Annotated in this window: 19 protein-coding genes; 12 read left to right on the top strand and 7 right to left on the bottom strand. The window is 65.0% G+C overall.

What is annotated here, in order from left to right; all coding sequences use genetic code 11:
- The first annotated feature begins 67 nt into the window (after positions 1–67).
- Entirely contained in the window at positions 68–1018 is a 951-nt protein-coding gene (gene pip, locus ACODS4_RS00440; protein WP_488859677.1) for a prolyl aminopeptidase, read from the top strand.
- Here pip and ACODS4_RS00435 read toward each other — a convergent pair.
- From ACODS4_RS00435 to ACODS4_RS00420, 4 genes are all read right to left on the bottom strand, one after another.
- A complete protein-coding gene (locus ACODS4_RS00435) occupies positions 1002–1223 on the bottom strand; it encodes a LysR substrate-binding domain-containing protein (protein WP_488859675.1) in 222 nt (73 codons plus the stop codon). The two genes, pip and ACODS4_RS00435, sit on opposite strands and share 17 nt — an antisense overlap.
- Positions 1224–1260: 37 nt before the next feature.
- Positions 1261–2697 carry a hypothetical protein gene (locus tag ACODS4_RS00430; protein WP_488859673.1) on the bottom strand — a complete coding sequence of 479 codons (1437 nt, stop codon included), beginning with the start codon at positions 2695–2697 and terminating at the stop codon, positions 1261–1263.
- 140 nt (positions 2698–2837) lie between these two features.
- A complete protein-coding gene (locus ACODS4_RS00425; RefSeq protein WP_488859671.1) occupies positions 2838–3815 on the bottom strand; it encodes a glycosyltransferase family 2 protein in 978 nt (325 codons plus the stop codon).
- Entirely contained in the window at positions 3812–4546 is a 735-nt protein-coding gene (locus tag ACODS4_RS00420; protein WP_488859669.1) for a class I SAM-dependent methyltransferase, read from the bottom strand. Before ACODS4_RS00420 ends, ACODS4_RS00425 begins: the two co-directional genes overlap by 4 nt.
- Positions 4547–4728: 182 nt before the next feature.
- Between ACODS4_RS00420 and blaOXA the strand changes: the two genes are divergently transcribed.
- From blaOXA to ACODS4_RS00375, 9 genes are all read left to right on the top strand, one after another.
- Positions 4729–5574: a class D beta-lactamase gene (blaOXA, locus tag ACODS4_RS00415; RefSeq protein WP_488859667.1), complete on the top strand. Its 846-nt coding sequence runs from the start codon at positions 4729–4731 to the stop codon at positions 5572–5574.
- Between the two features lie 129 nt (positions 5575–5703).
- Entirely contained in the window at positions 5704–5904 is a 201-nt protein-coding gene (gene rpmI, locus ACODS4_RS00410) for a 50S ribosomal protein L35 (protein ID WP_119828916.1), read from the top strand.
- Between the two features lie 20 nt (positions 5905–5924).
- Complete coding sequence (rplT, locus tag ACODS4_RS00405) at positions 5925–6296, top strand: 50S ribosomal protein L20 (protein ID WP_045581580.1); 372 nt, start codon at positions 5925–5927, stop codon at positions 6294–6296.
- Between the two features lie 126 nt (positions 6297–6422).
- Complete coding sequence (gene pheS / locus ACODS4_RS00400) at positions 6423–7490, top strand: phenylalanine--tRNA ligase subunit alpha (protein ID WP_488859664.1); 1068 nt, start codon at positions 6423–6425, stop codon at positions 7488–7490.
- 3 nt (positions 7491–7493) lie between these two features.
- The gene (locus tag ACODS4_RS00395) at positions 7494–7742 is read left to right on the top strand and encodes a DUF4160 domain-containing protein (protein WP_488859662.1); all 249 of its coding nucleotides are present in this window, start codon (positions 7494–7496) and stop codon (positions 7740–7742) included.
- An 8-nt stretch (positions 7743–7750) separates the two neighbouring features.
- On the top strand, positions 7751–8044 hold the full coding sequence (locus ACODS4_RS00390; RefSeq protein WP_298380093.1) for a DUF2442 domain-containing protein: 294 nt from the start codon (positions 7751–7753) through the stop codon (positions 8042–8044).
- Between the two features lie 67 nt (positions 8045–8111).
- Positions 8112–10523 (top strand): phenylalanine--tRNA ligase subunit beta, encoded by a 2412-nt coding sequence (gene pheT / locus ACODS4_RS00385; protein ID WP_488859660.1) that lies wholly within the window; start codon positions 8112–8114, stop codon positions 10521–10523.
- A 232-nt stretch (positions 10524–10755) separates the two neighbouring features.
- On the top strand, positions 10756–11877 hold the full coding sequence (locus tag ACODS4_RS00380; protein WP_488859658.1) for a hypothetical protein: 1122 nt from the start codon (positions 10756–10758) through the stop codon (positions 11875–11877).
- Between the two features lie 7 nt (positions 11878–11884).
- Positions 11885–12301 carry a hypothetical protein gene (locus tag ACODS4_RS00375; protein WP_488859656.1) on the top strand — a complete coding sequence of 139 codons (417 nt, stop codon included), beginning with the start codon at positions 11885–11887 and terminating at the stop codon, positions 12299–12301.
- Between the two features lie 158 nt (positions 12302–12459).
- On the opposite strand, the gene ACODS4_RS00370 is transcribed toward ACODS4_RS00375, so the two are convergent.
- The 3 genes from ACODS4_RS00370 to ACODS4_RS00360 all read right to left on the bottom strand — a co-directional run bounded on the left by ACODS4_RS00370 (position 12460) and on the right by ACODS4_RS00360 (position 16038).
- The gene (locus ACODS4_RS00370; RefSeq protein WP_488859654.1) at positions 12460–14100 is read right to left on the bottom strand and encodes a DUF3369 domain-containing protein; all 1641 of its coding nucleotides are present in this window, start codon (positions 14098–14100) and stop codon (positions 12460–12462) included.
- 79 nt (positions 14101–14179) lie between these two features.
- Complete coding sequence (locus ACODS4_RS00365; protein ID WP_488859652.1) at positions 14180–15133, bottom strand: SH3 domain-containing protein; 954 nt, start codon at positions 15131–15133, stop codon at positions 14180–14182.
- Positions 15130–16038 (bottom strand): LysR substrate-binding domain-containing protein, encoded by a 909-nt coding sequence (locus ACODS4_RS00360; RefSeq protein WP_488859650.1) that lies wholly within the window; start codon positions 16036–16038, stop codon positions 15130–15132. Before ACODS4_RS00360 ends, ACODS4_RS00365 begins: the two co-directional genes overlap by 4 nt.
- Before the next feature lie 131 nt (positions 16039–16169).
- On the opposite strand from ACODS4_RS00360, the gene ACODS4_RS00355 reads away from it, so the two are divergent.
- Together ACODS4_RS00355 and ACODS4_RS00350 are read left to right on the top strand one after the other, a co-directional pair.
- Positions 16170–16376: a hypothetical protein gene (locus ACODS4_RS00355; RefSeq protein WP_488859648.1), complete on the top strand. Its 207-nt coding sequence runs from the start codon at positions 16170–16172 to the stop codon at positions 16374–16376.
- A gap of 89 nt (positions 16377–16465) precedes the next feature.
- Positions 16466–17560: an asparaginase domain-containing protein gene (locus ACODS4_RS00350; RefSeq protein WP_488859646.1), complete on the top strand. Its 1095-nt coding sequence runs from the start codon at positions 16466–16468 to the stop codon at positions 17558–17560.
- Positions 17561–17690: the final 130 nt, after the last annotated feature.

Here is a 17690-nt window from a genome sequence, read left to right as displayed (position 1 = left end):
ACCCGGCGTCGGTCCTTTACACTCGCCGCTCGCACCACAGGACCGACGCTCCCAAGGATCCCCGCTTATGCCCCGCAGCGAATTTTACCCGCCCATCGACCCGTATCAGGCCGGAACGATCGCGGTGGACGATCGGCACACGGTCTATTGGGAGCAGGCGGGCAACCCGCGCGGCGTGCCGGTGATGTTCCTGCATGGCGGGCCGGGGGCGGGCGCCTCGCCCACCCACCGCCGCTTTTTCGACCCGGCCCATTACCGCGTCGTCGTGATGGACCAGCGCGGGGCCGGGCGCTCCACCCCGCTGGGCGAAACGCGGGAGAACACCACCGAACGGCTGGTCGAGGACATCGAGACCCTGCGCCGTCATCTGGGGATCGAGCGTTGGCATCTGTTCGGCGGCTCTTGGGGATCCACCCTGGCGCTGGCCTACGCCCAGACCCACCCGGAACGCTGCCTGGGCCTGATCCTGCGCGGCATCTTCCTGATGCGCAAAAGCGAGATCGATTGGTTCCTCTATTCGATGCGGATCCTGTTCCCGGAAGCCTGGTCGGCCTTCGCCGCCCACATCCCGCAGAGCGAGCAGGGCGACCTGCTGGAAGCCTATTGGAAGCGGCTGGATTCGCCCGACCGCGCGACCCGTCTGGCGGCGGCGCGGGTGTGGAGCGTTTATGAGGGAAGCTGTTCGTCCCTGCTGCCCTCGCCCGAACTGATCGCGGCGAGCGGCGAGGACACCCACGCGCTGGGGCTGGCGCGGATCGAGGCGCATTATTTCCGCGCCAACCGCTTCACCCCGGAAGACAAGCTGCTGCGCGACGTCCACCGCATCCGCCACATTCCCGGCGCCATCGTCCAGGGGCGTTATGACGTGGTTTGCCCGGTGGTGTCCGCCGACGAGCTGCACCGCGCGTGGCCGGAGGCCGATTACCGCATCGTCCCCGACGCCGGACATTCCGCGATGGAACCCGGCATCCGCGCCGCGCTGGTCCAGGCGACGGAGCGCTTCAAGGAGTATCGCTGAACCGGTCGCAGGCGGCGGTGATCCAGGCGCGGAAGGCCCGCATTCCGGGCGAGACGTGTTTTGATCGCAGCCAGGTCAGCCAATAGCCGCCCAGCGTGACGTCGGGGACGAAGGGGCGGACGGTCCGTCCGGCCTCCAGCGGGCGGGAGGCCATCAGCGACGGATCCAGGGCGACGCCGTCCCCCTGGATCGCGTTCAGCCCCAAAAGCGATCGGCTTTGGCATGCGGGTGGCGGCGCGTCGTCACATCGGCGGTTCGTCCGGCGCTGGAGCGCAGGACCAGACCTCCAGCTCTTCCCCCTCCGACTGGCGATGATAGAGCGCCATGAACGCCGCTGAAACGGCGACCGGTGTTTCCCCGACGGGATCGAAGGGTGGGTTGCCCACCGCCAGCCAGGACAGGCCGTCGCAGCGGGAGAGATAGCGATCGATGAACATCTGGATCGCATCCGGCTTGCCGAGGTCGATCCAGCTGGTGCGGGTCAGGATCAGGGGTTTGCCCTGGCCGACCAGCCACGCCGCCTCCCGGTTCAATAGCCGACTGCGGGGCGCTATGGCGACGACCGCGTCCGGGTGCTGCGATAGGAAGTCCACGACGGCCCGGTGCAGCCGTTCAGCCTGCGGCGCTTTGGCGACGGCTTCGGCTGCCTCGCTTGCGGCATGCTTGGCTCCATAGGCCATGATCAGCAGGATGACCAGGGTCTGCCCCAGGGTCCGGGGGCTCCAACCTGGCTGGGCGGTCGCGGCGAGGCCGACCAGCAGGGCGGTGTAAGGGGCGAAGGGCAGCACGTGCCAGACGCCGGCGCCGTCTACGGCCCCTAGAACGCAGGCCACCGGCAGGCACAGGCACAGACCTGCCAGCATCGCCCTGCGCGCACGCCGTTCCGCCGGTGGGACGACCAGGGCGGGAACCGACATGAGCAGGGCCAGAAGGCCGTTTTCCATCAACTCCTTGGCATGCACACTCACGGGCTTCAAGGCTGCCAGATAAGCCAGGTAACCTGCTGGCGAGGCGCCGGCGCCGACAAAGGGAAGGAGGGCGCCCGCCAGGCCGGCGATCCCGGTCAACGCTATGAAGCGGCCGACCGCCACAGGGCTGTGCGCCGGCAGGGCCGCCAGCAGCGCCGGTCCCAGATACAGGCCGCCCGATGGCTTCAGCGCGGTGGCGAGGCCGGCGCACAGGCCCAGCGCGACGGCCTGCCTCAGGCCGGGCGTCCAGGTCGTGGCCAGCAGCCCCAGGGATGACAGCAACAGCAGAAAGGGATCGGCGCGAAAGCCGACGCTGGGATAGATCCACACAATCAGCCCTGCGGCGACCGCCGCGGCGAACAGGGCGCCGCCGCCGCTGGCGCCGCCGCGCCTAGCCGCACGCCAGGTGACGAGCAGGCTTGCCGCCTCGGCCGCCACGCCCGGCACCGTCGCCAGCGGCGTGCCGATACCGAACAAATCCTGCATCGCGGCCAGGATGCGATAGAGCAGCGGCCCGTACAGCAGGCCGTAGTAGAGGCCGTCCGTCGGCAGGGGATACAAGGGTTGTCCGCGCAGCCAGGCTGCGGCGACCGCGGCTATGTTGTGGTTCCACGGGTCCAAGGGGCCATGGCGCAGGATGACGCCGTATTCGATCAGTCGGCTGCCGACGACCATGACGGTGGCGACCCCGACCAACAGGATCGCCGCCATGCTCCAGCGCCGGGCGAGGGGGCGCCGGGACAGTCGGGCCGCGAGGGCTAGACCCAACAGCGCCAAGCTCAGCGGAGCCAGCGGCTCGGCTCTCGTGAGTGGGTTGTGGATCAGAGCGTCCAGAAGCATGGGCCGTCGCTTTAGGGGGCTGGATCGGCCGGTTCATCCCGGCTGCTGACAATGGCGCGGATGACGTATTGTGGACGAGTGCTGACGGTTTGGAAGGTTCGGCCCACATATTCGCCGACCACGCCCAGCATCGCCAACGACAACCCGGATGTCAGCAGCAGCGCCGCCAGCAGTCCGGCGGCGCCTGTCACGGGGATGTTCAGCAACAGGTGCCGGACCAGAAGCGAGCCGCTCAGCAAGACGCCCCCCGCCATGGCGCCGATGCCCAGGAGTGCGCTGAGGCGCAAGGGCAGGGTGGAGAAATTTAGCGCGATGGACAGCCACAGGCGAACCAGGCGACGCAGGGTGTAGTTGCTGTGCCCGCCTGCTCGGGGCAGGTGCGCCACCCGCAGTCGGCCGATGGAGCGCGTGACCTGTAGCGCCAGCCCGTCAACAAAGGGGAAGGGACCGGTATAACGGCAGGCCTCCCGCGCGACGAAGGCGGACAGGCAGCGGAACGTCGAGAGATATAGCCCCGGCGGAAGCCCCAGCATCAGGGCGGCGGTGCGGTTGGCGAAGGCGCTGCCGACATTGCGGAACGCGCTGTGCCGTTTGCGGTCGCAATAGGTGTAGACCACGTCGTAGCCGCCGTCGCACGCGTGCCGGAACAGATGGATCACCGCCTCCGGCGGGTTTTGCAGGTCGTCGTCCATGGTGATGATGTAGGCGCCCCGGGCCAGACCCAGACCGGCCATGACGGCGTTGTGCTCTCCGAAATTGCGGGACAGCCGGACGAAGGTGATGGGTGCGCGGGACACCGTCCGCGCCAGCCGCTCGCAGACCGACCGGCTGTCGTCCGCGCTGCCGTCGTCCACCAGGATGATCTCATGACCGCCCGGGATGGCGAGATTGGACAGCGCGGCCACCAGGGTTCCCACCGTTCTCGCCCCATTGTAGACCGGGACCACGACGCTCAGCGCGCATGCGGGGGTATCCGTCGAGGGAGTCATGCTCTGGTCGCCACCGCCAGGACAGACCCGCCGAAGGGCAGGGCGACGCCCCGTCGCAGGGCCACGCGCTCCAGTCCGCACAATCCGTTCAGCGCTTGGTTCAAGGGGCCGGAAAAGCGGCCGACGTCGGACGTCTCCGAGCCGTTGGGCCACAGCTTGCGGCGAGCCACCATCAGGGGGAACAGCAAGGTGTTCCAATAGGTGACGAAAAGGGGCTTCAGCCCGGCGGCGCGCAGTTGCCCGCGCAAGGCCCCCGCCGTCGTCCGCCGCGCGTTCCCCACATGGCGATCATGGTCGGCCATAAGCCAAGCGTAGGCGGGGTGGTTCACCAAATACAATCCCCCTGGCTTCAGGCAGCGGCGCGCGTCCATCACCGCGCGGACCTCGTCAACCCCGGTGAGGGTCAGCACGTCGGTGGAAATGACGATGTCCATGCTGGCGTCAGGGAAGGGCAGGCGGTCGACGCTGGCGACAGCGACCGCGCCGCCCGTCTTGGCCCGTGTCCGCAGGCAGGCCGTCCGCGACAGGTCGATGCCGTGCAGGGTCGCCTGCGGCCACGCTTGGCGCAGGCGGACCATCATGCCGCCGGTGCCGCAGCCCGCGTCCAGGATGACCGGCGCCGTGGTCGTCAGATGACGGTTCAGGGACAGGATCACCAGCTCTTGCAGACAGCGATACCACCACATCGCGCCATCCGCCTTGTCCATCAACGCATATTCGATTTCATCCATGCGGGTCCCATTTCCAGCGATGGCGCATGTTGAGCAGGTTTTCCAAGCCCGCCCACAGATGGACGGGCTTGGAAAACCTGTTTAGGAACTCGACCGATTTATCATCGTTTGCCAGCCCCTCGCCAGCCCCTTACTCCTTGCCCAACGCCAACCAACGCCGCATGAACGCAAGGAGAGACCCGGTGATCGGTCGCCGCACGCTCACAAACGCAATTTGGATCGGTCTGACTCTGGCGACGGTCGCGGCGCCCTTCGCCGCGCGGGCGGCGGAGGGCGGGAAGGCGGTTTGCATGGTCGTCCTTGACGCCGCGTCGGGCGCCCCGCTGTTCCGCCAGGGGCCGTGCGACCGGCGGGTCAGCCCGGCTTCGACCTTCAAGATTCCCCTCGCCTTGATGGGCTATGACGCGGGCGTTCTGGAGGACGAGCGTCATCCAAGCTGGGACGGCCGCCCGGAATCGAGCAAAAATCCCGCCGACACGCGCAACGTCGATCCGACCTCGTGGGAACGCGACTCGGTGGTCTGGTACTCCCAGACCCTGACCCGCAAGCTGGGGCTGGAGCGGTTCCGCGACTATGTGGAGCGGTTGGGCTACGGGAACCGCGACATTTCCGGCAACCCCGGCAAGGCGGACGGGCTGACCCACAGTTGGTTGACGTCGTCCTTGGCGATCTCCCCTGACGAGCAGGTCCAGTTTCTTCGGCGCTTTCTCGCCCGCGATTTGCCGGTGTCGCGGCGGGCGCAGGACATGACCGCCGCGATCCTGCCGCAATTCACCGCCGACGACGGCGGGCGCTTCGCCGGAGCCTGGACCGTTTGGGGCAAGACCGGCAGCGGTTGGATGCGCGACGCCTCGGGCGCGCCGGATCGCAAGCGTCCGCTGGGCTGGTTCGTCGGCTGGGCCGAGCGCGCCGGTGGGCGCGTCGTGTTCGCCCGGCTGGAGATCGGCGACGCCCCGTCCAACACGCCGAGCGGTTGGGCGACGCGGGACGCGTTTCTAGCGGCCCTGCCCAGCGTGGCGCGCCCGTAACGCCCCCCTTGCGTCGCGGCGATCCCGCGCGTATAAGGCGTTCCTTCCACGAGCGGCGAGGCTAGGCTGAAAGGCCAGGGCATGCCCAACCGTCCGATGGAACTCGACCCTATCCGATAGGAACCCAAAATGCCCAAGCTGAAGACCAAGAGCGGCGCCAAGAAGCGTTTCAAGGTGACCGCCTCCGGCAAGGTCCGCGCCCAGGCGGCCTACAAGCGCCACTGCCTCGAGCAGAAGTCTCCGACCATGAAGCGCAACGCGCGCGGCATGATGACTCTGTGCGACTCCAACGCCCGCACGGTGTTGAAGAACTGGCTGCGCAACGCCTGATACTGGGAAGGATCTGAACTATGGCTCGTGTTAAGCGCGGCGTTACCACGCACGCCCGTCACCGCAAGATTCTGAAGCTCGCCAAGGGCTATCGGGGTCGCAACTCCAAGAACTTCCGCATTGCGATCGAGAAGGTCGAAAAGGCGCTTCGTTACGCCTACCGCGACCGTCGCAACAAGAAGCGCGATTTCCGTGGCCTGTGGATCCAGCGCATCAACGCCGGCGTTCGGCAGTATGGCCTGACCTACTCGCGCTTCATCAACGGCATCAAGATGGCCGGCATCGAGATCGACCGCAAGGTCCTGTCCGATCTGGCCGCCCGTGAGCCGGAAGCCTTTAAGACCTTGGTGGACAAGGCCCAGGCCGCGCTCGCCTCCAAGGCCGCCGCGTAAGGCGTTCGCGACCCGTTCGCAGACGCTTTTTCAGGCGCCAAGTGCTAGAGAAGGGAGCCGGGCCGTTGGGTCCGGCTCCCTTTTTGTTTCGATTCCGATTTTTCCCCACGCTTGCCGGGAACCGCCATGCTCGACGCGCTGAAAGACGAACTCCTGTCGCTGGTCAACGCCGCCGCCGATCTTCCGGCGCTGGACGAGGTGCGCGTGAACGCGCTGGGCAAGAAGGGGCGCATCACCGGCTTTATGAAGGAGCTGGGCGGCCTGTCGCCGGACGAGCGCAAGGAGCGCGGTCAGGCGCTGAACGCGCTGAAGGACGTGATCGCCGAGGCGCTGGACGCCCGCAAGCTTGACCTTGCCGCCGCCCACATGAAGGCGCGGCTGGAGGCCGAACGCGTGGACGTCACCCTGCCGATCCGCCCGGAGACCGAGGGCCGCATCCACCCGATCAGCCAGACGATGGACGAGATGATCGCCATCTTCGCCGAAATGGGATTCTCCGTCGCCGAAGGGCCGGATGTGGAGGATGATTTCCACAACTTCACCGCCCTGAATTTCCCGGTCGGCCACCCGGCGCGCGACATGCACGACACCTTCTATCTGCCCGACGCAGACGACAAGAAGATGCTGCTGCGCACCCACACCAGCCCGGTGCAGGTCCGCACCATGCTGAACAACAAGCCGCCGATCCGCATCATCGCGCCGGGCCGGACCTACCGCTCCGACTACGACATGACCCACACGCCGATGTTCCACCAGATCGAAGGTCTGGTGATCGACGAGGCGACCAACATGGGCCATCTGAAGGGCTGCCTGGTGGAGTTCTGCCGCGCCTTCTTCGATGTGGACGATCTGCCGCTGCGCTTCCGCCCCAGCTTCTTCCCCTTCACCGAACCGTCGGCGGAGGTGGACATCGGCTGCCTGCGCAAGGGCGGCGAGCTGAAGCTGGGCAATTACGGCGATTGGCTGGAGATTCTCGGCTGCGGCATGGTTCACCCGAACGTGCTGGAAGCCTGCGGCATCGACAGCACCAAATACCAGGGCTTCGCCTTCGGCATGGGGGTGGAGCGCGTGGCGATGCTGAAATACGGCATCCCCGATCTGCGCACCTTCTTTGAAGCCGATCTGCGTTGGCTGAAGCATTACGGCTTCGTCCCGCTCGACATTCCCAACATCGCCCATGGTTTGACCCGCTGAGCGATGCCGACCATCGCCGAATTCGACGGGATCAAGGTCTTGATGTATTATCAGGACCATGATCCGCCCCATTTTCATGTCGAACATGGCGATTGCGAAGCGTTGCTGCGGATCGCCGATCTGGGATTGATCGAGGGGGACGTCCCCATCCGCGTCCTGCGCCGGGTGACGGATTGGGCGCGGGACCGACAGGCGGCGTTGGCTTTGAACTGGGTGAAGTGCCGCAGCCATGTGGCGCCGGATCGTTTGTGAGGTTGGCTATGGCAGGCTTGTTGAAGAACCGGATCGAAAGCGCCGTTCCCGCCGCCGATGGGCTGTGGGTGGTTTTGCGCTGGGCCGACGGTTCGGAAACCCGTTTTGACGCCGCCCCGCTGGTCGCCCAGGGCGGGGTCTTCGCCGCGCTGGCCGATCCGGCCCTGTTCGCGGCGGTCTCGGTTGGCCCGCGCGGTCGCTCCTTGAGTTGGCCGGGGGAGTTGGACATCGACGCCGACGCCCTGTGGTTCGCCGCCCACCCCGCCGACAACCCCTTTGTCCGTCCGGTCGCCGCCGAATAATCCGGTCGCCGCCGCATACTCTGTCCCCGTCATCATCCGACACTTCTCACCTCGCGGATCCGACCCCATGAAGTTCACGCTGTCCTGGCTGAAGGACCATCTGGAAACCGAGGCTTCGCTCGACCAGATCACGGAAAAGCTGACCGCCCTTGGCCTTGAGGTCGAAGGCGTGCAGGACCGCTCGAAAGAGCTGGCGCCGTTCCGCGTCGCCCATGTCGTGTCGGCGGACAAGCACCCCGACGCCGACAAGCTGCGCGTGCTGGTGGTGGACACCGGCACGGAAACGCTTCAGGTCGTCTGCGGCGCGCCCAACGCGCGCGCCGGGCTGAAGGGCGTTTTCGCGGCGGAGGGGGCCTACATCCCCGGCTCCGACATCACGCTGAAGAAGGGCGTCATCCGGGGCGTCGAATCCAACGGCATGATGTGCTCCAAGCGCGAGTTGAAGCTGTCGGACGAGCATGACGGCATCATCGAGTTGCCGGACGACGCGCCGGTCGGCGCGAGCTACGCCGATTACGCGGGCCTGAGCGATCCGGTGATCGACATCAACCTCACCCCCGACCGCGCCGATTGCGCCGGGGTGCGCGGCATCGCCCGCGATCTGGCGGCGGCGGGTCTGGGCCGCTTGAAGCCGCTGGCCGAAGGCCGCCTGAACGCCGCCCCGGTGGCCGGATCCTTCCCCAGCCCCATCGGCGTGACCATCGAGGCGCCGGACGCCTGCCCGCTCTATGTCGGGCGGACCATCCGGGGCGTCAAGAACGGCCCGTCGCCGCAATGGATGCAGGACAAGCTGCTGGCCATCGGCCTGCGCCCGATCTCGGCGCTGGTGGACATCACCAACTACGTCACCTTCGACGTGGCGCGCCCGCTGCACGCCTTTGACGCCGACAAGGTCAAGGGCGGGATCGTCGTCCGCATGGCGCGCGAGGGCGAGAGCCTGACCGCGCTGAACGGCAAGGACTACGCGCTCGATCCGTCGATGGTGGTCATCGCCGATCATGAGCGGGCCGAAGCGCTGGGCGGCATCATCGGCGGCGAAGAGTCGGGCTGCACCGAAACCACCACCACCCTGTTCCTGGAAGCGGCGATCTTCGACACCGTGCGCGTGGCCCAGGCTGGGCGGCGGCTGGGCGTCGAATCCGACGCCCGCTATCGGTTGGAACGCGGCGTCGATCCGGCGGCGGTGGTCGAGGGGGTGGAGCGCGCCACCCGCCTGATTCTGGAGATCTGCGGCGGCGAGGCGTCCGATCTGGTGATCGCCGGGGCGGAGCCGAACTGGCGCCGGGCGCTGACCCTGCGCCCGGGCCGGGTCAAGAGCCTGGGCGGGGTCGATCTGAACCACGACCAGCAGACCCGCATCCTGACCGACCTGGGCTTCACCATCGAGGGCGAGGAGGATGACGGCAGCTTGCGCGTTGGCGTTCCGTCCTGGCGGGCCGACGTCCATGGCGAAGCCGATCTGGTGGAAGAGGTGCTGCGCGTCAACGGCTTCGACGCCATCCCGGCGACGCCGCTGCCGCGCCTGACCGTGCTGGCTCGCCCGGCGCTGACGCTCAAGCAACGCCGGGTCGCCTCCGCCCGCCGGGCGCTGGCCGCGCGCGGCCTGTCGGAAGCGGTGACGTGGTCCTTCCTGGCCTCGGCCACGGCGGCTTTGTTCGGCGCGTCGCATGAGGGTTTGCGGCTGGTCAACCCGATCAGCAGCGATCTGGACGTGATGCGCCCGTCGATCCTGCCCAACCTGATCCAGGCGGCGGGCCGCAACGCCGATCGCGGTTACGCCGACGTCCGCCTGTTCGAGGTCGGCGCGGCCTTCCGCAGCCCGGCCCCCGATGGGCAGGACAGCGTCGCGGCGGGCATCCGCGCGGGCGCCGCCGTGCCGCGCCATTGGGCGGACAAGACCCGTCCGGTGGATGTGTTCGACGCCAAGGCCGACGCGCTGGCGGCGTTGGAGGCGGCGGGCGCGCCGACCGCCAACCTGCAAGTCACCGCCGACGCCCCCGCCTGGTACCATCCGGGCCGGTCGGGCGTGCTGCGGCTTGGCCCCACGGTAATGGCCCGCTTTGGCGAGATCCACCCGTCGGTGCTCGACACGCTGGGCGTCAAGGGTCCGCTGGTCGGGTTCGAGGTGATGCTCGACGCCATCCCGCTGCCCAAGAAAAAGGGCGGCACCGCCAAACCGATGGTCCAACTCTCCGCCTTTCAACCGATCGAGCGCGATTTCGCCTTCCTCGTCGGCCAGGATGTGGAGGCCGACAAGATCCTGCGCGCGGCCAAGGGCTCCGACAAGGCGCTGGTGAAGGACGCCACGGTCTTCGACGTCTACCAGGGCATGGGCGTCGGCGAAGGCCGCAAATCCGTCGCCGTCTCCGTCACCTACCAACCCACCACCGCGACCCTGACCGACGAGGCCATCGAGGCCGTCGGCCAAAAGATCGTCGCGGCGGTCATCAAGGCGACCGGCGGGTCGTTGCGGGGGTGATTCCGCGCGTGGGGTGAGAAGGTTTGGGTTCAGAAAGGCTCCCGCCGGTGGCGGGGGCCTTTTTTGTGGGGGGTGGCGTTGAAGCTGGAGCGGAAGCAAAAAGGTAACTTCCTATTGCATTGGGCCGATGGGAAGCGAACATATCTGGACCTCCGGCATAGGGCGACCAACTGTCAATATGTGTTGGCAGATTGTTGTGTTCATAATACAAATTCGCCTAGGGAGAGAGAGCATGACTGATGAAAGTACAAACTTTGGACTCAGGTATGTTGGGGCGCGGTTCAAAAACGCCCGCATGCCGATTGACGTGCTGTCCGATCTCCCTGCATTTCGTGACTTGCTAGTTGCTTTTGCAAAAGAGCGGTGGAAGGAAATTAACACTGACCGCAAGCGGCTTCCGAAAGGGTTTGATAAAAGTATTTCGTTTGATTTATTGCGTATTGAAGATGGAAGCGCCATCCCAATTCTTAATTGGAATCGGGATGTCGCACAAAGCAATCTGCCTGGCATATCTGACCATTTGGAAGAAATCGTTGATTATTCTTATGGAAAGGTTGTTGATCTTTTTGATGGGGTTTCTGGAGGAAATTTTCCTAGATACCTGCCTTCTGAGCATATACGTGCTCTGAATAAGCTTGGGTCTGGCCTCAAGGAAGATGAGAGAATTGAATTCCAAGGGTCTACGGGTCAAGATGGGAACGTAGTATTTTTAGATGCGTATAGGAGAAAGTCACTCATCACTCACGTTAAAGAAACTTATGAAAAGAGAATCGAGAGTGTTGGGAGGTTGGTTGCAAATAACTCTAGTGGAACTATCACAGTAAGAACGGATGAGTATGGAGATATAGAAATCGAGGTTGATCCTGAGACTGTTATTGAAGATTTTGATGGAAATCTGAATGCTGATGTTCAATTTGATATTTTGATAGAGCTAGACAGCGAAAATAAATATCGTGGTATTATACAAGTATTCGATGTTGCGGTCATTGATAATAATCTTGAAAAAGGTATCAGTCAATGCTACGCGCGCTTGAAAGAAATCTCTGCTTTTGGTGATGGGTGGAATGATGGTGAGGGGAGCGCGATTAGTGTTTCTGCTGTAGAGGCTGCGAGATGCTTTCTTTCTAAAAGACCAGCTTTCTGTGGAGGCTACCGCATATACCCTACCGAAAATAGCGGTATCCAAATTGAATTTGAGAGTAATGGGTGGGATTTTACTATCGAGTTCAACATTGATGGTAATGTGGAGATGTATGGCGTGGAAATAATTGGAGATGGAGAAATGGAGCCAACGGAATTTCCAGATGTTGGGAAAGATTTTATGGCAGAATTTGATAGACGCGTGAAAGGATAAAAGGCGGATGAGTTGTAAATTGACCGATAAGGCGGAAATTCTTTTCCGTCAGATACATCCAAATTTCATGGCGGGCGATGAGCCTTCTGCCGACCGTTTTCGTCCATCAGAAAGAGACGAAAATCGTTTGTCCGTTGATCGTTCGTCAATATTTACACCAGAAGAGTCCTACACGCTATACACTAAAAACGGACTAAAATCTGCTGCGGTCTATGGGGTAAGTGTTGAGGAGTTTAATGCTGAATCAATTGATTGCATTTCTGATCCGGTTCCCGCTAAAAATGGCAGAGAACAAAATCCTGCTCATGCTCTGGCGGACTATCATAAAATTCAAGAACTAAAGAATCAAAAGAATATTGCAAAGAAATTGAAGCGTTTGGCTGTTGCGCGAGGCTGTCTTTACTCTCCGTCCGTTGGATCCTAAATTATGAGGCGCATAATTATTAAAATAACAACTCAAATACAAGAACGCGACGCGGATATATTTTTTAATGCATAGCACGTTGATTCAACGAATTAGCTAATGGATTGCAATTTTTAAACTTCTGGATCTGTGATGGGGATCTTTTGAGTGATCCTCCCTCACAACCCCGCAATCTCTCCCGCCACCGCCAGGAACGCTTCGACCACCACCGGGTCGAAGCGGGTGCCGGATTGGCGGCGGATTTCGGTGACGGCAGCCTCGTGGCTGAGCGCGGCGCGGTAGGGGCGGTGGCGGCGCATCGCGTCGTAGGCGTCGGCCACGGCGACGATGCGGGCGCTCAAGGGGATGGCGGCGCCCGCCAGGCCGTCGGGATAGCCGCCGCCGTCCCAATTCTCGTGGTGCCAGCGGGCGACGTCGGCCCCGACGTGCAAATGGGTGTGGCCGTCGGTCAGGCGGCTGGCGCGGTCGAGCAGGGTGGCGCCGGCCACCGTGTGGCGCTGCATCGCCGCGCGCTCGTCGGCGGACAGCGGGCCGGGCTTGGCGGTGATCGCCGGGTCGATGGCGGCGTTGCCGACGTCGTGCAGGATGGCCGACAGGCCGATGATCGACAGAAAGGACTCGTCGATGATCGCCGGGAAATGGTTTTCGGCGCGCAGGCGGCGGGCGATCTGCTCCGTCACCGCCGCGATGCGCAGCGACCGGGCGAAACGGTTGTCGCCGTCCTCGTCGTCCCCCGCCCGCCGTTCGGCCAGATCGGCCAGCGCCGCCAAGGTGCCCTGTTGGGCGCGGTGAAGCTGTTCATAGAGGTGCAGATTGTCGAAGCCGACTGAGATCTTGCCGCAAAACACCTCGATCAACTCGCGGTCCAGATCGGACAGCGGGCGGTCGGAGCGCAGATAGACGACGTTCTCGCGCTGGTTGGGCGTGCGGATGTAGAGCGTGATGTGCTCCCCTGCGTAATGGTTGGACTGGCTTTCCAGGCAGGCGACCACCAGCCCCAGCACGGCGGGATCGACATGCTCGACCGCCGGTTCGTTGATGAGCGACTCGAAGCGTCCCGACCCGGCCAGCACATACAGCCCGTCGCGGCCGCCGCCCAGAACGGAACCGCGCTGCACGCACAAAATCGCGTCGGGGCCGACGCCGAGCAGGCCGGACAGTTGCGTCAACACGCCCCCGGCGAACAGCTTCATCGAGCGGGCCTGAAACAGCGAGGACGACGCTTCGATGATCTTGCGCAGGCCGCGCCGGTTCGCCTCGATCGCCATGATGTCCTCGTAGGACCGCAGGGCGGCGACCGTGGTGGTGAAGAGCTGTTGGGCGGTGAGCTGGGTCTTGGCCTTGTAATCGTTGATGTCGTAATCGAGGATCACGGCGCGTTCGGGCGCCTGCCCCGGCTGGCCGGTGCGCAGGATGATGCGGACGTGGCGGTTTTTCAGCTCTTCGCGGATGTGGTGGACCAGCTTCAGCCCGGCGTCCTCCGTCTCCATCACCACGTCGAGCAGGATGATGGCGATGTCGCTTTCCCGCGCCAGAATCGCCCGCGCCTCCGCCGCCGAATGGGCGGAGATGAAGTGCGCCGGGCGCCCTTTGTAGGCGAAATCGGACAGCACCAGCTTGGTGATCGAATGCACCTCCGGCTCGTCATCGACGATCAGCATTTTCCAGCGGGCGCCGCCGGGTGGACTGCCGACCGGAGCGGCGGGAACCTCGGCGCCGCCCACCTCCTCCGGCTCCTCCTCCAGGAAGAACAGATCGTCGTCGGTCGCGTCGCCGGGGGGCAGATCGTCGTGAGTCATGCGGGCGGGTCCGAAAGGCGGTCGGTCGGGCGTGGGGCGCGGGGGCGTCCACAATGGCGGGCAAAGCTTAACGAAACCGTCAAAAGGTTTCCAATTCGATGACCGTGCAATCCAACCCGCGCTGCGCCAGCGTGCCGCAAGCGGTGTCCACCTGCAACCGGGTGAAGGGGCCGACGCCCAGATCATACAGCGTCCGCCCGCCTTTGAAGACCGGCCAGACCATCGGCGGCAGATCGCGGTAGGCGCTGCCCGGCCCGGCGGTGAACTCCTTCCAGGCGCGCATCCCTTCGCTGTAGCTGACATATTGGCCGAGCTTGGCGCCATAGAGCATCCCCGGCTCGATGGGCGGCATGCCGGGCAGGGGATAGGGGGCGACGACGCCGACCAACCCATCCAGCGGCGCGGTGGCGCGGGTTCCGGCGGGCAGAGCCAAGGTCGCTTGCCCGTTGGCGATGCTGATGACGGCGACGACGTCGCCCTTGCGCAGGGTGAAGTTGCGCCGTTTTTTGGCGTCGATGAACTCAATGGCGCTGATCGGTTTGGCGGCGACGACGTAACCTTGCCCCGGCGTTTGCGTGGCCTTGTCCCACGCCGCGCGTGGGACGACGGCGGCCGTGCGCCCGCTGTAAGGCGGTTCGGCGGGTTTGCCGTCGGCGGCGGGCTTGGCCGGTTTCGGCCCCTCGCCGCCGATGGCCGGGCGGCCCGTGACCATCAAGGCCGGATCCAGGCTGTCGGCGGGGACATAGCCGATGGGCTGGCCGCCGATGGCGACCTCCGTCCAGAAGGTGCCGCGCGGCGTGCCCAGCGCGTTCAGCGCCTTGCCCTGCTTCATCGTCATCACGATGCGGGCGTCTTCGCTGGGACCGATCCGCACCTCGATGTCACGGTTCAGAATGACCTCGCCGGTCAGCGGCGCGCCGATGGCGACCGGGCTTTGCGCGCTGGTCGGGCCGGTCAGAGTCGCGGTGAGCAGAGTCGCGGCCAGCAGGGCCATGCGGCGCGTGGTCCGGTTGGTCATGGTCCGGTTGGTCATCGCGCGGTTTCTCCCACCAGATCGTGAATGGCGTCGGCCAACAGCCGCGTCGGCTTGGCCAGGGTTCCGGGCGCGCGGTGCAGGGCGATGTGGATGTCGGGCAGAGCCGGAAAGCCGTCCGCCGCGTCCAACCGCCGCAGGCTGCTCGGCACCGTGCAATCCTCCATCGCCGTCACCCCCAGCCCGCCCAGAATCGCCCCATGCACGGCGACCACGCTTTTGCTGGTGAAGGCGACGCGCCAATCGCGCCCGATGCGGTCCAGCGCGTCCACCGCCAGATCGCGGACGACGCAGCCCTTGGGGAAGAGGGCCAGGGGCAGCGGATCGAGATCCTCCACCGGGCGGGACAGGGCGGGATCGCGCGGCGGGGCGACCCAGGCCACCGGCTCCCGCCGCACCAATTCGCCGCCGGGGGTGTCCGACCGCTGCGTCACCAGCGCCAGATCGTAACGCCCGCGTTCGATCTCGGCCACCAGATCGGGGCTGTTGTCGCACACCACCTCCACCATCACGTCGGGGTAGCTGGCGTTGAAACGGGCCAGCACCTCCGGCAGCAGCATGGTGGCGTAATCGTCGGGCGTGCCGATGCGGACGCTGGCCACCGTGGTGGTCCGCCGCATCAGCGCCATCACCTCGTCGTTCAGGGTCAGCATGCGGCGGGCGTAGGCCAACAGCACCTCGCCGTCGCGGGTCAGGCGGACGCCCTTGGTGTCGCGTTCAAACACGCGCTTGCCGACGGCGTCCTCCAACCGGCGAACCTGTTGGCTGACCGCCGCCTGTGTGCGGAAGAGCTGTTCGCCCGCGCGGGTGAAGCTGAGCGTGTCGGCGACGGCGGCGAAGGCGCGCAGCAGGTCGGTGTCGAGATTGGCGGGCATGATGGCGTGAAACCGAAAATTGACGCCCATTCAAGCAGAGGCGCCGGTTCGCCGCAACGGCTGGTCATCACGAATCGTGATGAGGTCATCAAGCCTATTCGTTTCAAAGAGAATTCCGCCGCGCGCATGGTCGGCTCACACCCGATCTGTGGAGACAAATCATGCCGCTGTTCACCGCCTGCGCCCATCTGGTCCTGACCGCCGGGGGCCTGCGCGCGCCCCAGCCCGCCGCCGCCCACGTGGACGCGGAGGAGGAGGGGCTGCCCCGCCTGCGTCTGGACCGCGCGCCCAGCCGGGCCTTTGACGACCGCTTGGTTTCAGATTTTGCGTCGTCGCGTTTGTTTGCCCGTTTGCTGGTTGAGGAATGAGCCGTTCCGTCTTATCGTTCAGGCGAACATCTCCGAACTCTGCAATTCGGGGTGGTTGGTCTGAACGGCGAAGGGGGCAAAGGAACGCGATGGCAAAGGTCTTTGTGCTGTACACCGGCGGCACCATCGGTTGCAAACCGGACGAGAGCGCGGGCGGCGCGCTGGCCCCGATGCCCGGGGCGGAGTTCGAGGCGCTGGTCCTGTCGATGCCTGGCCTGGCCAACCACCAAGTCGCCGATTATCCCGGCCTGACCTGGACGATGGGCTGGTTCGACACCACGCTCGACAGCTCCAACATGACGCCGTCGGACTGGATCACCATCGCCCAGACCCTGGTCGGGGCGTATCAGGATTATGACGGCTTCGTCGTGCTGCACGGCACCGACACCATGGCCTACACCGCGTCGGCCCTGTCCTTCCTGCTGCCCGGCCTGTCCAAGCCGGTGGTGGTCAGCGGGTCGCAGGTGCCGTTGATTTTCAGCTTGAGCGACGCCCTGACCAATCTGGTCGGCGCCATTGTCGTGGCCGGAACCGTGCCGATTCCCGAATCGACGGTCTATTTCGACACCAAGCTGCTGCGCGGCAACCGTTCGGAAAAGATCAACGCCAACCAGTTCGCCGGGTTCGGCTCCCCCAACTTCCCACCCTTGGCGGAGGTCGGCAGCTTCATCACCCAGAACACCGCGCTGTGGCTGCCGCCGCCGGGGCCGGAGACATCCTTGTCGGAACCGGCCAACCTCGCCGCGCGCCAGACCGCGCTGGCCGCCCAGGCGCAGGCCGTCACCGGCTTTTCCGTGGTGATGCTGTGGCTCTATCCCGGCATCCAGGCCAGCACGGTGACGGCGGCGCTGACCGCCACGCAACCGGCGGTGACGGGCGCGGTTCTGCTGGCCTTTGGCGAGGGCAACGGCCCGTCGAATCCGGCCTTCCTCGCCGCCCTGTCGGACGCCGACGCGCGCGGCGTCGTCCTGATGGACAACACCCAGGTGCAAGCCGGTTCGGTGCTGCCCGGCGCCTACGCCACCGGCCTTGGCGCGGTCGGCGCCATCGGCGCCTATGACATGACCCCGGAAGCCTCGCTCGCCAAGCTGGTCTGCCTGTTCGCGTCGGGCAAATCGAGCTCGGAGGTCAGAACGCTGATGCCGACGCCGCTGGTCGGCGAATTGACGGTGACGGCGGGGTGAGCGCTGGTTTGTGATGTGGGACGGGGAGGGCCGATGGGATACGGCTCTTCCCCAAGGCGGATCGGGCGTTTTCCATCGGGAAGAGACGCGAAAAATCTTTCCTGCTAAAGTGCGTGACAGGGCAAGCACA

This window comes from Azospirillum sp. FG154 (assembly GCF_057809575.1).
This window is presented reverse-complemented; position numbering and strand designations above follow the sequence as displayed.